General features: G+C 36.8%; 14 protein-coding genes. 7 read left to right on the forward strand and 7 right to left on the reverse strand.

The window, feature by feature from the left end; all coding sequences use genetic code 11:
- Nucleotides 1-12: 12 nt before the first annotated feature.
- The 4 genes from HCH28_RS12085 to HCH28_RS12100 all read left to right on the forward strand — a co-directional run bounded on the left by HCH28_RS12085 (nt 13) and on the right by HCH28_RS12100 (nt 6,522).
- Nucleotides 13-1,227 carry a metallophosphoesterase family protein gene (locus HCH28_RS12085; RefSeq protein ID WP_221681146.1) on the forward strand — a complete coding sequence of 405 codons (1,215 nt, stop codon included), beginning with the start codon at nt 13-15 and terminating at the stop codon, nt 1,225-1,227.
- Nucleotides 1,228-1,231: 4 nt separating this feature from the next.
- The gene (locus HCH28_RS12090) at nt 1,232-4,120 is read left to right on the forward strand and encodes an ATP-binding protein (protein ID WP_221681147.1); all 2,889 of its coding nucleotides are present in this window, start codon (nt 1,232-1,234) and stop codon (nt 4,118-4,120) included.
- Nucleotides 4,117-5,052 (forward strand): 3'-5' exoribonuclease YhaM, encoded by a 936-nt coding sequence (gene yhaM / locus HCH28_RS12095; protein ID WP_004230771.1) that lies wholly within the window; start codon nt 4,117-4,119, stop codon nt 5,050-5,052. Before HCH28_RS12090 ends, yhaM begins: the two co-directional genes overlap by 4 nt.
- A 165-nt stretch (nt 5,053-5,217) precedes the next feature.
- Nucleotides 5,218-6,522: a methyl-accepting chemotaxis protein gene (locus tag HCH28_RS12100; protein WP_221681148.1), complete on the forward strand. Its 1,305-nt coding sequence runs from the start codon at nt 5,218-5,220 to the stop codon at nt 6,520-6,522.
- Nucleotides 6,523-6,584: 62 nt separating this feature from the next.
- Here the strand turns inward: HCH28_RS12100 and HCH28_RS12105 are convergent, their stop codons facing one another.
- Nucleotides 6,585-7,565, reverse strand: a complete 981-nt coding sequence (locus HCH28_RS12105; protein WP_221681149.1) for a peptidylprolyl isomerase — start codon at nt 7,563-7,565, stop codon at nt 6,585-6,587.
- Nucleotides 7,566-7,708: 143 nt separating this feature from the next.
- On the opposite strand from HCH28_RS12105, the gene HCH28_RS12110 reads away from it, so the two are divergent.
- Entirely contained in the window at nt 7,709-7,813 is a 105-nt protein-coding gene (locus tag HCH28_RS12110; protein ID WP_004230765.1) for a YjcZ family sporulation protein, read from the forward strand.
- A 245-nt stretch (nt 7,814-8,058) separates the two neighbouring features.
- Here the strand turns inward: HCH28_RS12110 and HCH28_RS25545 are convergent, their stop codons facing one another.
- The 6 genes from HCH28_RS25545 to HCH28_RS12135 all read right to left on the reverse strand — a co-directional run bounded on the left by HCH28_RS25545 (nt 8,059) and on the right by HCH28_RS12135 (nt 11,410).
- On the reverse strand, nt 8,059-8,244 hold the full coding sequence (locus tag HCH28_RS25545; protein ID WP_008173337.1) for a hypothetical protein: 186 nt from the start codon (nt 8,242-8,244) through the stop codon (nt 8,059-8,061).
- A gap of 70 nt (nt 8,245-8,314) precedes the next feature.
- Nucleotides 8,315-8,860: a DUF3267 domain-containing protein gene (locus HCH28_RS12115; RefSeq protein WP_221681150.1), complete on the reverse strand. Its 546-nt coding sequence runs from the start codon at nt 8,858-8,860 to the stop codon at nt 8,315-8,317.
- A gap of 203 nt (nt 8,861-9,063) precedes the next feature.
- Nucleotides 9,064-9,624, reverse strand: coding sequence for an HTH-type transcriptional regulator Hpr (locus HCH28_RS12120; protein WP_004230760.1), 561 nt, complete (start codon nt 9,622-9,624; stop codon nt 9,064-9,066).
- 157 nt (nt 9,625-9,781) lie between these two features.
- Nucleotides 9,782-10,177, reverse strand: a complete 396-nt coding sequence (locus tag HCH28_RS12125) for a YtxH domain-containing protein (protein ID WP_221681151.1) — start codon at nt 10,175-10,177, stop codon at nt 9,782-9,784.
- A gap of 134 nt (nt 10,178-10,311) precedes the next feature.
- Nucleotides 10,312-10,848, reverse strand: a complete 537-nt coding sequence (locus tag HCH28_RS12130) for a tryptophan transporter (protein WP_221681152.1) — start codon at nt 10,846-10,848, stop codon at nt 10,312-10,314.
- A 148-nt stretch (nt 10,849-10,996) separates the two neighbouring features.
- The gene (locus HCH28_RS12135) at nt 10,997-11,410 is read right to left on the reverse strand and encodes an HIT family protein (RefSeq protein ID WP_221681153.1); all 414 of its coding nucleotides are present in this window, start codon (nt 11,408-11,410) and stop codon (nt 10,997-10,999) included.
- Between the two features lie 104 nt (nt 11,411-11,514).
- Between HCH28_RS12135 and HCH28_RS12140 the strand changes: the two genes are divergently transcribed.
- Both HCH28_RS12140 and HCH28_RS12145 read left to right on the forward strand, forming a co-directional pair.
- Nucleotides 11,515-12,264, forward strand: coding sequence for an ABC transporter ATP-binding protein (locus HCH28_RS12140; RefSeq protein ID WP_221681154.1), 750 nt, complete (start codon nt 11,515-11,517; stop codon nt 12,262-12,264).
- Nucleotides 12,248-13,429 carry an ABC transporter permease gene (locus HCH28_RS12145; RefSeq protein ID WP_221681155.1) on the forward strand — a complete coding sequence of 394 codons (1,182 nt, stop codon included), beginning with the start codon at nt 12,248-12,250 and terminating at the stop codon, nt 13,427-13,429. The genes HCH28_RS12140 and HCH28_RS12145 overlap by 17 nt, the downstream gene beginning before the upstream one ends.
- The last annotated feature ends 60 nt before the right edge of the window (nt 13,430-13,489 follow it).

Genomic DNA, 13,489 nt, shown 5'->3' on the forward strand with positions numbered 1-13,489 from the left:
TGAGGTGATTGGATGTCAGCAATTCGTTTTTTCCATATGGCAGATTTACATTTAGATAGTCCATTTAAGGGCTTATTTGGTCTACCCGAACCCATTTTAAAGAAAATACGGTCAAGCACTTTTGAAGCGTTTGATAAAATTATCCTTAAAGCGATTCAGGAAAAACCTGATTTTTTACTAATTGTTGGAGATATTTATGATGGTGAAAATCGTAGCTTGCAAGCACAACGAAGATTTCAAGATGCAATGGAGAAGCTTTTTCAACACAATATCCCTGTCATTGTAAGCTACGGAAACCATGATCATTTAAATGGCACATGGACACGTTTTGCTTTACCAAGTAATGTCTATGAATTACCAGCTGAAACGAGTGTAGTTCAATTAAAAATACGGGGTCAACAAGTGAATATATATGGTTTTAGTTATCCTGAACGTCATTTAAAGGAATCCGTTATTGAAAGCTATCCAACTGCACATGATCAGCATGCCATTCATATTGGTATGCTTCATGGCAGTGAGGCAGGCAATACGACACATGATGTGTATGCCCCTTTTACAAAGCAACAGTTACTTGAAAAGAACTATCATTATTGGGCGCTTGGCCATATTCATAAACGACAGCTTTTACATCAAAACCCTCCAATTGTTTATCCAGGCAATATTCAAAGTCGACATCGTAAAGAACAAGGAATGAAAGGCTTTTATGATGTGACGTTATCCAAAACATCGACTAAGCTTGATTTTATCTCTACCTCTGCTGTCGTTTATAGCACCATAGAGGTGGATTGTACGAATGTGGTACACGCCAATGAATTATTGAAGAGATGTGCAGAAGCGATTACAGCCAATAGGAAGAAGTATGGCGCGGCGGTAGTAGAGCTTCATTTGCAACATATTGACGAACAAACGGAAGCTTTATTTGAGCATGCAACAGTAGATGCATGGTTAGAGACTATTCGAGAGGCTGAGGAAGGTATGGAACCAATGTGTTGGGTACAAAAAATGGTGTTGCAAAAGGCAGCGAGATTTTATGAGCATACAGCAACAACTCAATCCGTTGTGAGCTTAATGGAGCAATGGGACAGTAATGAATGGAAGGATATTCTAAAAGATTTGTACCAATATGCTGGTGGTGCGAGGCTAATAGAGCCACTTAGTGAAAAGGATATTGAGAACTTAACCCATCGTGCACAGACTTTATTAGCAGAAGAAATTCAAAGGGCGTGATTACATGCTGACAATACAAAAAATCCAAATATATGGCTTTGGTAAGCATGAAAATATCTCCATTTCGTTAAATGATGGTGTCACTATTTTTTATGGATTAAATGAAGCAGGAAAAACGACGATACAGCAGTTTATACTACAAATGCTTTTTGGTTTCCCAACAAGGCAGCAGATACAGCGCAAATATGAGCCGAAAATTTCAACGAAATATGGAGGTCAGCTGACACTTTTACACCCTATTTATGGTCAATGTACAGTTGAACGTGTAAAAGGAAAGGCTGCTGGTGATGTTACTGTCTACCTAGAGGATGGAACAACGGGGCATGAGGAGTTGTTAGTAAAGCTTTTATATGGTTATTCTAGGGCATCCTTTGAAGCCATTTTTTCTTTTTCACTGCATGAACTACAAGGTATTGAAAAAATGTCTGAAGAGGAGCTAACCCATTTGCTACTTGCCTCAGGTACAACAGGTATTCAGTATTTATCCACCCTTGAAAAGAAAATGGATAAAGAGGCTAGTGAGCTGTTTAAAAAAACAGGTAAAGTGCCATTGATTAATCAAAAGATTGAACAACTAAAGCAGCTTGAGCGGACAATTAAACTGGAGCAGGGGAAGATTCAAACCTTTGAGGATAAATTACAGCAATTACAATTACTTGAGCAAAAGCTAGAACAGCTATTTGGTAAGCAGAAACGGCAACAGCAACAATGGCAGCAATTAACTATTCAAAAGCAAGCACTCCCTCTTCTCAAGCAGCAACAGACGTTGCAACAGACAATGACCAATTTTCAACATGTTCAGTTTCCATCAGAGGGTATCAGACGGTATGAGCAAGCAAAGGATCGTCTGTTACATGAAAGTCAACAATTGATGCAATTAAAGGAGCAGCATCAAACATTACAGGAGAAAATACTTGCAACAGTTGATGAGCAAAAGGTCAATGAAATGGCTTACCTTATGCAAAAAGAGGCAACGTGGCATCAGCTAATGGTGAAAGAGCAAAATTTACAGGATGATCTATTTTTGCTCGAACAAGAAATTGAAGCACAGTTTCGTTTACTAGGTGTAACAGAGAAAGAAGCACAAGAAAATCTTTTGAACGAAACAGTATCACTCCAACAGGAGCAACAATTTCAGCTTCAATTAAGTAAATTAGAGGAGGCGGAGGAAGAGCTAAAATTTCATCTACGTTCACTCGAGCAAGTACACCTAGAATTAGATGCCATAGCCAAACAGAAGCAACAGCTAATGCATGAGTCATTAACAAGTGAGGAAGAACATATTTTAGCACAATGGCCTCAACAAAAGCGGAGGCTTGAGCAATTACGTGTTGCCAAATCGCAACGAAGTAAGCAGAAGAAGCCTCATGACTTTATCTGGCTTGTACTACTGATTGGCTTCATGTCGTTTGCTTATGGTGTATTTGAAAAAAACATAATTGTAATCCTAATTGGAGCGGTTTTATCATTGCTATCCTTTTTGTTTATTCGATATGTTAAGCAAGCAGATGAACCTACTAATAAAGAGCACAGCATCCTCCTACGGGAGTTAGAGCAAGAGGAATTAACAGTACAAGCAGTTCTTATTAAAAAGCAAAGATATGAAGATCGCTTGTTACACATCAATGAACAGCAGAAAGAAAAGGAGCAGAAATATACTTCTCTTGAATATAAAATTCAACTAACGGAGGTGGAGAGTGAAGAAGCCACTCAAACACTCCAACATTTTTTAAAGCGTTATCGCTTACAAGGAACGATAGCCAGATCGCTAATGCCCGAATTATTTATGCGTATTCGTGGTGTACAAGAATTAGCAGCTAAAAGAAACAGTACCTCAAGTCTGTTGCAAGAAACGCAGGTAGAAAAAAACAGCATTTATGAGCAGCTTCAGCGGGTTTTAGATGGAGCCTATGATGAACATGAAATTTATATGCATTTACGAACAGCCTACCTTGAAGCACAACAGCAACAGCAGCAAGCTCAGCATGCAAAAGATCAGCTAGCCAGCGTCCAAATAAAAATAGAAGGTGGACAATCAAGAATGGATCGTTATACTGCTGAAATGTCCGAGCTATTCAAAGAAGCGAAGATCCAAAATGAACAGGCCTATTATGAAATGCATGAGCAATTTGAACAGAGAAAAAAAATTGAGGCAGAATTGCAAACCGTTCAGGCTCAATTATCTTCACTCGCTCTTCAACAGAAGGAAAATCTGATTGAGGACTCTGTTAACGAGCGCATATTTGCTTTAGAACAAGAGCAGCAATCATTGCAACTAGAAATTGATCAATGTCTGGAACAACGTGCTGCTTTGCTAATGGAAAAAGAGCAGCTATTAAATGATGAAAAGTATGGTCAATTACTTCAACAGTTTGAGCAGGAGAAAACAGAATTGCAGCAGTTAATTGAGCAGTGGGCAACTAAAAAAGCGGTGGCAACAGCTATTCACGAAACCTTATTCCGTCTTCGTGAAGAAAAATTACCTCATGTTCTTGAAGAGGTAAATGCTATATTCCGTTTACTAACAGGAGGGAACTATGACAAACTTTCGATTCATGAGGATGGTTATTTTGTAGCACAGGATGCTGCAGGAATACGTTATCAAATGGTGGAATTGTCACAGGCTACCAAAGAGCAAGCTTATATTGCCTTGCGAATGGCTCTAGCAAAAACCCTAGTGAGCGCTGCTCCATTTCCAATGATTATGGACGATCCTTTTGTCCATTTTGATCGAAACCGCACAAACAAAATGGTACAATTAATGAAAGAAGTAGGATATGAGCGTCAAATTTTATATTTTACTTGTCATGACACAATGCTCAATTATTGGCAGAAAGAGCAGATTGTCGATATAGGAGCATTAGCAAATGAAAGGGGAGTGGCGTCAACATGAAAGGGATTACGACGCTCCAAGTTGGAGAAGTAGTTGATCAATTTTTATTAATAAAACAAGCGACAAAAGGGGTTACAACCGTTGGAAAGCCATTTATGTCGCTAATATTACAAGATAAGAGTGGGGATATAGAGGCAAAGCTATGGGACACGAATGAGGATCATGAAAAGACGTACCATGCGGAAGCTATTGTACGTGTTGGTGGAGAGATTCATGACTATAGAGGAAAGAATCAATTGCGTATTAAATCTATCCGTGTTGCTAAGCCAGAGGAAGGAATTGCCATTCATGATTTAGTGCCCTCTTCTGCAACACCAAAAGAACAATTATATGAAGAATTAACGCAATTTTTCTTTGACATTAAAAACCCTAACATCTCACGAATTACAAGAGCAGCAATTAAAAAACATCAAGAGGCTATTTTAGTTTTTCCAGCCGCGACTAAAAATCATCATGACTATGCGTCAGGTTTATTAGATCATATGGTCTCCATGCTCAAACTAGGTAAAGCCATTGCTGATCTATATCCAACATTAAATCGTGACTTATTATATGCTGGAATTATCTTACACGATGTAGGAAAGGTTGTAGAGTTATCAGGCCCAGTTGCCACAATGTATACAGTGGAGGGTAATTTATTAGGCCATATTACAATTATGGTAAATGAAATTGCTAAGATTGCTAGTGAGCTTGAAATTGAAGGTGAGGAAGTCATGCTGTTGCAGCATATGGTATTGTCACACCATGGGAAAGAAGAGTGGGGTAGCCCGAAAAAACCTATGATTCAGGAAGCAGAAATTTTGCATTATATCGATAACATTGATGCAAAGATGAATATGTTAACAAGGGCATTAGGTAAAACGACACCTGGCGAATTTACAGAGAGACTCTTCCCTCTTGATAATCGTTCATTCTATAAGCCTACTATATAAAAAGCAGTATCAATCAGCTCATAAACTGACATTGCTGTATAGCTATTCGTTATTAATTTCTGTGAGTCTAAGTATTCATATATTTACTAATAGTGCCTAACTATTGTACCAATGTGAATATTTAATTTAGAATAGAGAGAGAAATTATAGGAATGGGGAAAAGTAATGGATACAGAGGGACTTTTTTCACGGAAAATTAAGTTTTGGAAAAGTTTAATTTTCAAAATGATACTAGCTATCGGCATAAGCTTATTTATTAGCTCCCATATTTCAGAATTTGTTAGTCGTCAATTCGAGAAGGTAGTGCATTTGAATGGAAGTGCTGGGGTTGCCATTAATACATTTATTTCGTTATTTATTGGCACAGTAATTATTTCGTTATGTACAAGGTATATTGTCTTAAGGCGTGTCAAGCGTGTGTTAAATGCTATGACCCAGGCTGCTGATGGCGATTTAACTGTTCGCATTGATGATCGATTAAAAGATGAAATTGGTCAATTATCGACTGAATTTAATCATATGCTAGAGCAAATTGGGACGGTCATTGAAAAGACGAATAAGGCATCGACAGATGTATCAACCTTTACAAAGGAATTTACAACGATTACCGAGCAAAGCAGTCAAACAGTTGAAACTATTTCTAGTGCCATTGGGGAAATTGCCTCCAGTGCAGAAGGACAATTAAGGCAAATGGATTTATTATCTGAATCAGCACATTTAATTACTAAAGATATGGATCATGCATCTTCTGCTGTACAGGAAGTGGCCTCAATAGCAATTGAAACGAACCAAAAGGCTGATTTAGGATTACAACTAATTGAGCAAACGATTGAAAAAATGAATACCATTAATGAATCTGTTCATCAGTCAACCGCAGTTGTAAATGCTTTAGGCGAAAAATCGAAGGAAATCAGTACGATTGTAGCGCTGATTACAAGTATTACAGATCAAACAAACTTGCTTGCATTGAATGCATCTATTGAAGCAGCTCGTGCAGGGGAGGCTGGAAAAGGCTTTGCAGTAGTGGCAGATGAAGTAAGAAAGCTAGCAGAGGAATCTGGAAAGGCTGCAGATAATATTCGAACATTGGTGGATGATATCTTAAGCCAAACCTCCAGTGCTGTTTATGCTATTAATAGTGGGACACAGTTTGTGGAGGAAGGCCGTGAATCTGTTGAACAGACAGGCGATACCTTTAAAAATATAGTCTTATATTTGCAACAGATAAGTCATCGTACAACGGAAGTAAAGGATATTGTCTTACGTGTCAATGAGAAAGCAAGTCAAACAGATGATGCTGTAAAAGAAGTCGTTGGCATAGCGAATGGCACATCTTCGGGCATACAGCATATTGCTTTATCTATCGAGCAACAAAGTGCTTCTAATGAGGAAATAGCAAGTGCTGCAAATGTTCTTCAAACAATGTCAAATGACCTGCAAACTGAAATTAGCCAATTTAAAGTAAAATAGAGAAAAAAGAGAAGCATCTGATGTATCAGGTGCTTCTCTTTTTGTTATATACTAGACTCTAATTATTTAGATTCCTTGTCAGTATCTTCTGCTTTATCTTCGGAATCCTCTTTTGGCGCATTTTCTTCAGCTTTTTTAGCTGCTTCTTCAGCTGCTTTTGCTTGTTCTTCACTTGTTGTTGTAAAGAATTTAAGTGGTTCTTTTAAATCTTTATCAGATGTTTTCACATCGGCTTCTTTAGCCATTTTTGCAACGATATCTTTAAGAATCGTCTGAGCTTCACCAGTTTGGTTCAGTTTATTTAACATAGTTGAACGAATGTTTTCTTCTTCGTCTTTAAATGAACCAACACCTTTTACATCACGCTTGTCCGTAATTTCAATTACATGGTAACCAAAGCTAGATTTTACTGGTTCACTTAATGTTTTTAATTCAAGAGCATAAGCGGCATCGTTAAATTCATCTACCATTGAACCTACAGAGAACCATCCAAGCTCTCCACCTTTTTGAGCAGAGCCAGTATCTGTTGAGTACTCTTTTGCAACGTCCTCAAACTTAGCGCCACCCTTAATTTTTTCAATTACTTCTTTAGCTGTTTTTTCATCTGCTACTAAAATGTGACGACCATTTAATTCTGTTTTCATTTGCTCGTAGTATTTTTTCACATCTTCTTCTTTAATTGCTTGATCTTTCAAAGCTTTCTCTTGAAGAAGTTGAACACGTAAAGAATCTTTAAAGCCCTGTTCTGTTAAACCACTTTCAGCAAGCGCTTGTGTAAAGCCATCACCAAATTGTGATGCAGTTGTATCATACGCTTCTTTGATTTCCTTATCTGTTACTTCATATTTGTCAGCTAAAACTTTTTCAGTCACCATTTGCTGCATTACATATGAGCCTGTTAAAGCTTTTGCCTTTTCATTAAAATCAGCTACTGAAATATCGCCCACTTTAGAAGTAACGATTGCTTTGCTGTCTCCGCCGCTACAAGCACCAAGCGCTAATACAGACGCAGCTAAAGTTAAAGATAAAACTGTCTTTTTCATAGTGGATATTCTCTCCTAACATGGTTTCGTCCATTTTTTACTATAACATAAACGTTTTAAAAACAAAATGGTTCCCCCTTGAGTATTGCCTATATTTCAAATTTTGAAGCGCATAGGATATAGAAAAGAAAGGGGGTGAAGTTATGGGCAACGGAGGATACGGTGGCGGTGGCTACGGCTCAGGCTTTGCTTTATTAGTTGTGTTATTTATTTTATTAATTATCGTTGGTGCAGCGTTCCTATACTAATTAATAAAACAGTGAAAAGCTAAGAGCATTAACTCTTAGCTTTTCTTAACAATGTTAGACATTCGCGCCGCATGCCTTAGGTTCTAAACAATTACTTGGTTAGTAAAAGTTGTTGCATGGGGGGCTCGACTTATCTTTGAGCGTGCGGACGGGCGCGGATGGTGCACATGTTTTTGAAGGGGGCTTTTCAAAAAAGCCCGAAAAAATTTAGATTCCATTACGCCTCGGCGTAATGGATTTTTCTGTTAAACTGCATATAAAATTTCAATGTAGAATGAGACAAGTAGGATAGTAATAAGTATATTTATAGTTCGGAATATTTTTGGTTGGTTTTCTTCGGGAATTTCACGTCGCATGCATAGAGCATATGTCATGCGGTTAATTTGAAATAAATAGAATACCGAGAATAGAACTACAATCATTAATAGCAAGTCTATTCCTCCCCTCTTTCAATAGTAATAGCATAACAAAGAACGTCAATAAAAAACAAGTACAAGCAATTTAGTGAACGGTCGGTGGAACTAAAATTTCATAGCCTTTAGGTGTTTCTTCTATTTGTGAATTTTTAGGTGAATTCAAGAGATACTTTACGTAAAGGATATCAATTAGGCATAGACTACAGTGATAGGCTAACAGCAATGTCCCATAATGGGTATAGGCTGGTAAAAGCCATGTTCCAACTATAATACTAGTATTTAGAACGATAAAAGGCGTAAGTAATGCTAAAATGTATCGATTTTTAGATAATGGCTCTCGAATTCGCATGTGTAAAACAGGAATTATATAAAACTGACTACGTACACGTAATTTTAAATGTTGGCGTAAATCAATTAGGGCCACAAAGTGCAAAAATTTGTGAATGGGATAAAGTGTTAGCACAGCTATCATAAAGAGCCAGAATAGTCGATCTGTATAACGCTCTTCATTAAATAAATTAAACGTTACATACGAAACAGAAAAGACCAATAAAAAGGTAATGACTCCCATTATAATAATACGCGTAGTGCCGTAATGATGTTCTAAATTTAAAATTTTCCAGCAATGCATGGTTTTTATCAACTCCGAAATAGGAAGTGTCCTATTTAATGTAAATTGAATTATGTTAGAATGCAAGAAAAAGGAGGTACTTCAGAAATATTTCTGAAATACCTCCTTTCACATGACTCATTCCTGAATGAACAGTAGTATAACATTTTTGTTCAACTTATAAATAAGTGCAGGAAAAATTATGTGCAGTTTGAAGCTTCGTCTTATCCTTTTACAGGTGTGCGTTCTTCTAGTGTGTCAAAGGAATCACGGAAATGTTGGAAAGAGCGTTCGAAAATATCGATGAAATCTTCACCATAGATATTACGAATAACAGCCATTACATCTAAAAAATCAGGAAAACGGCCATATAAATCTTTTAATGCTAGTGATCCTTCCAGGACGGAATGATACGTATTATGGTAGTTTTTATTCATCTCTATAATGAGCTCTGTGCCAGCTTCTGTAAGCTCAACATACGTATTACGTTTATCGTCATCACGCTTGGAAAACTTAAGAAAGCCACGCTCTTCTAATTTTTTGGAGAAATTAAATGCTGTAGAAACATGCATCACGCCAAATTTCGCAACATCAGAAATGGAAGCGCCTTTTAAATGATATGAAATCCATAAAATATGGTGTTCATTAATATTTAAATCATAAGGTTTAATCCATTGTTGCCAATCCTTTTCAACCGCTTTCCACAGCGCTTTTGATAACTGTGCGATTCTTTGACTATAAAGCATCGCTTCTTTTTGTGTATATAATTCCTCTGACAAAGCCATCACCTACTGCTTTCTTTCACATTTTTAAAAATATTATAGCAGTAAAGGAAAAAAGTTTAAAGTTAGAAAAATTAAAAAATTGAAAAGTGGCTAAAAAATAATATTATAGCAATAGTTTTTGATAAAAATACAGATTATTTAACTATTGATAAGGACTTTAGTCGCTAACTTTTTCTTGAGTTTTTTTCTTATTTTCTGTAATTTGTGCAATGTTTTTCTCGATTTCGCTTATCGAATTCTGTAAAGCATCTAATTCTTGTTGTAAATTATTTTTCGTTGGTTCGATTTCTTCAGTAAAAGTCGTAATTGTTTGCTTTAAATCATTTATTATTTGTGGGATATTATTTTTTACTTCATTTGTTAATGTATTAACAGATTGTTTAACAGTTCCTACTTGTTGTTTTACATCAAGGAGCATACCCTTTGTTTGGTCAACATTTTGTTTAACAGAAGCACGTAGCTGTTGCCCAGATTGTGGCGTTGAGAAAAGCACAGCGATTGTCCCACCAATAATTCCTGTTGTTAGTCCAAGTAAAAATGGTTTTGCTTTCATATTAGATACCTCATTTCTAGTCATGTTTATTTACTATTAAACCATGAAATGCACCAATACAAAAAGAAAAAAGAAACTAAACGAGTGATTTGACCGCCACAGTTTAGTTTCTTTTGATTATTTAAAGTGTTTATTTATGAAATTTGAGAAATAGCTGTATTGAATTTAGAGCGCTTCACTAATTTTGAAACAATTGGATAAATAACGGCAAACGCAACAACGTTAAATACGACAGCTGGAAGGACAACGCCAATAAATAGCATCGCAAACGTCGCGCCAACATTTGCATTAAACACAAAAAGCGCTACTGCTAAGAAGACAGTTCCTGAAAGAATTGTTCCCAAGCCAACTAAGACAGCAGATACGGCAAAATGATCTGCTAGTTTTTTGAGAATGATTAAAGCAGCTAAAAATACAAAACCAGTAACAGCTTTATCAATAATATTTGGAACTAGACCTGCTGGGAATGTTGTAAATAAACCTGAAAGCACCCCTGTTGAAAGAGAAAGTAGGAACGTTTCTTTCACTGTTGGGAATAATAGAATACCAATAAACATCATGGTTAACATAAAATCAGGCTTCATCCCATTCACCATTCCTGGTGTAACCACATAAAGTGCAGCACCGACACCTACTAACAGTGCCATTAATACTAAATTCTTTGTATTCATTTGTATCTCTCCTCGACTATGCTAATCTATTTGTCTCCTAACGTGTCCTCTTGACCGCTAGCGAAACTTATTTGTGATTGTACGCTAAATTTTAAAAATTTGCAATACAGCATTCTGAACATCCAGATGTTAATATATTACAAATGGCTTATAGATTGGCTTTAATACTTTCTGCTACTTCTGCCAACTGCTCTGGTGAGTACGTTTGTGTTTGCCAAATTAAGCCTAGCCCTTCTTTTTCATCGTAACGCGGAATAAAATGTAAGTGGTAGTGGAAAACAGTTTGTCCAGCAGCAGCACCGTTGTTATTAATGGTATTCAAACCAATAGGCTGAAATGCTGCTTTAATAGCATTTGCAATTTTGGGAGCTACAGCATATAGATTACGAGCCACTTCCTCTGGCATTTCAAATAGATCTTGACAGTGATGCTTTGGAATTAAAAGTGTATGGCCCTTTGCCACAGGTGAAATGTCTGTGAATGCATAGACATGATCGTCTTCGTAAATTTTTGTACTTGGAATGGATCCATCAATAATTTTGCAAAATAGGCAATCGCTCATAAGAATTTCCCCCTTAACGTATATGTAAGTACATTCTATCATACTCAAACCTGTATCATTTGCTAATTTTTGATAAAATATAATACAAGAAGAGGAGTGAGAATATGTCAGTATTAGAGGTACAGAACGTGACAGGTGGTTATACAAGAAAACCTGTTATAAAAGATCTATCTTTTACGATTGGAAAAGGTGAACTAGTTGGCTTAATCGGCTTAAATGGAGCTGGTAAAAGTACAACAATTAAACATATTATAGGAACAATGTTGCCAAAGGAAGGGGACATTCGTCTAAATGGTGTAACATTAAAGGAAGATACAGACAAGTATCGTACAGCTTTTTCTTATATTCCTGAAACCCCTGTATTATATGATGAGTTAACATTAAGAGAGCATTTAGAATTAACAGCAATGGCTTACGGTATTGACAAAGCAACACTCGATGCTCGTTCTGAAGTACTGTTAAAAGAGTTTCGAATGGAAAAAAGATTAAATTGGTTCCCTTCACATTTTTCAAAGGGTATGCGTCAAAAAGTTATGATTATGTGTGCCTTTTTAGTGAATCCAAGTCTATATATTATTGATGAACCATTTGTGGGATTGGATCCACTAGGTATTCAATCGTTATTAGACCAAATGGATGAAAAGAAAAAAGAAGGCGCTTCTATATTAATGTCTACACATATTCTATCGACTGCTGAAAAGCATTGTGATCGCATTATCTTATTGCATGAAGGAAGAGTTCGAGCACAAGGAACAATGGCTGATTTACGTCAATCATTTGCTATGCCGTATGCGACATTAGATGACCTTTATATTGCTATGACAAAGGAGCGGGACCATGAAGAACTTGCGTGATGTATGGTCCTCTCGCTTCATGCATTATATAGGAGAAGTACAAAAATATATGCAATTTATTTTTACAGGGCATATTGCCATCGTACTTGTATTTCTAATAGGAGCAGGGGGCTATCAATATAGCGAATGGCTGAAAGTTGTTCAAACAGACTTTCCAGCAGAAATCCTGATAGCTGTTATCATAGGGATTTTATTGGCCTTTAGCCGTCCGACTACATTGTTGAGAGAGCCAGATCAAGTATACTTATTACCTTTAGAATCAAAAATGTCTTTGTACTTCAGCAAGGCGTTGGCTTGGACGTTTTGGTCTCAAGTGTGGATAGTAGCGATCGTCTATATTGTTAGTATCCCATTATTAAAGGCAGTAACAGAATTAACAACGATCGACATATGGACTATATTTTTACTTGTCATTGTATTGAAATATATAAGTGTTCAAGGAGAATTTAACTATCGTTATAGTGAACGAGGCCATATGGTTTGGGTGGACAGGCTTATCCGGGCTATCGTGTTTGCGGCTGTAATCTATTTGGGACTCCATGCTCAGTTTATATTAGCAGTAGTCGCTACAGTTATTAGCGTTATTTATATTATCGTCTTTAGAAAAAAATCAATCGGTGAGCCTGTGCCTTATGAGCATTTTGTCAAGCTTGAACAGAATCGCATGATGAGCTTTTACCGTTTTGCAAATTATTTTACAGACGTACCTCATTTACACGGAAGCATCCGTCGTCGCAGCTGGATGGACTGGCTCTATAAATTTGTACCATACGGTAAGGGCAATGCTCAAAAGTACCTGGTATTTCGTACCTTTATTCGGACAGATGACCATTTCTATTTATGGGTACGCCTTACTGCTATTTCAGCAATCATTGCGGCTTTTGTAGATATTCCTGTCGTTACATGGATTGTAGCGGGTGCACTCAGCTTTGCGACAACTATTCAGTTAAAACAAGCTCTGTTATCCAGTGGCGAATTTCGAATGGACATGCTCTATCCGTTACCAGATCATGCTCGTCAACTAGCTGTGAAGCAAATTGTGCGTTTAGCCATGATTACACAAGCTATTGTTGTGGGCTTATGTGCTATGACACAACCAATGTTTTATATTGCTTTCATTATTGTTTTGGTGATTAGTGAATTAACGTCGAAGGTTTCAAAGTAGAATACTAAAAAGCTCATTTACCAATAATATTGTTGGATAAATGAGCTTTTAATTATCTAA

Source organism: Lysinibacillus sp. K60, assembly GCF_019731275.1.
GTDB lineage: Bacteria > Bacillota > Bacilli > Bacillales_A > Planococcaceae > Lysinibacillus > Lysinibacillus capsici.

Bases quoted from the DNA above. Each gene is read 5' to 3' on its own strand.
- HCH28_RS12115 (WP_221681150.1), bottom strand. From the start codon at position 8,860: ATGCATTGCTGGAAAATTTTAAATTTAGAACATCATTACGGCACTACG.
- HCH28_RS12140 (WP_221681154.1), top strand. From the start codon at position 11,515: ATGTCAGTATTAGAGGTACAGAACGTGACAGGTGGTTATACAAGAAAA.
- HCH28_RS12145 (WP_221681155.1), top strand. From the start codon at position 12,248: ATGAAGAACTTGCGTGATGTATGGTCCTCTCGCTTCATGCATTATATA.
- yhaM (WP_004230771.1), top strand. From the start codon at position 4,117: ATGAAAGGGATTACGACGCTCCAAGTTGGAGAAGTAGTTGATCAATTT.
- HCH28_RS12100 (WP_221681148.1), top strand. From the start codon at position 5,218: ATGGATACAGAGGGACTTTTTTCACGGAAAATTAAGTTTTGGAAAAGT.
- HCH28_RS12135 (WP_221681153.1), bottom strand. From the start codon at position 11,410: ATGAGCGATTGCCTATTTTGCAAAATTATTGATGGATCCATTCCAAGT.
- HCH28_RS12110 (WP_004230765.1), top strand. From the start codon at position 7,709: ATGGGCAACGGAGGATACGGTGGCGGTGGCTACGGCTCAGGCTTTGCT.
- HCH28_RS12120 (WP_004230760.1), bottom strand. From the start codon at position 9,624: ATGGCTTTGTCAGAGGAATTATATACACAAAAAGAAGCGATGCTTTAT.
- HCH28_RS12090 (WP_221681147.1), top strand. From the start codon at position 1,232: ATGCTGACAATACAAAAAATCCAAATATATGGCTTTGGTAAGCATGAA.
- HCH28_RS12085 (WP_221681146.1), top strand. From the start codon at position 13: ATGTCAGCAATTCGTTTTTTCCATATGGCAGATTTACATTTAGATAGT.
- HCH28_RS12125 (WP_221681151.1), bottom strand. From the start codon at position 10,177: ATGAAAGCAAAACCATTTTTACTTGGACTAACAACAGGAATTATTGGT.
- HCH28_RS12130 (WP_221681152.1), bottom strand. From the start codon at position 10,848: ATGAATACAAAGAATTTAGTATTAATGGCACTGTTAGTAGGTGTCGGT.
- HCH28_RS12105 (WP_221681149.1), bottom strand. From the start codon at position 7,565: ATGAAAAAGACAGTTTTATCTTTAACTTTAGCTGCGTCTGTATTAGCG.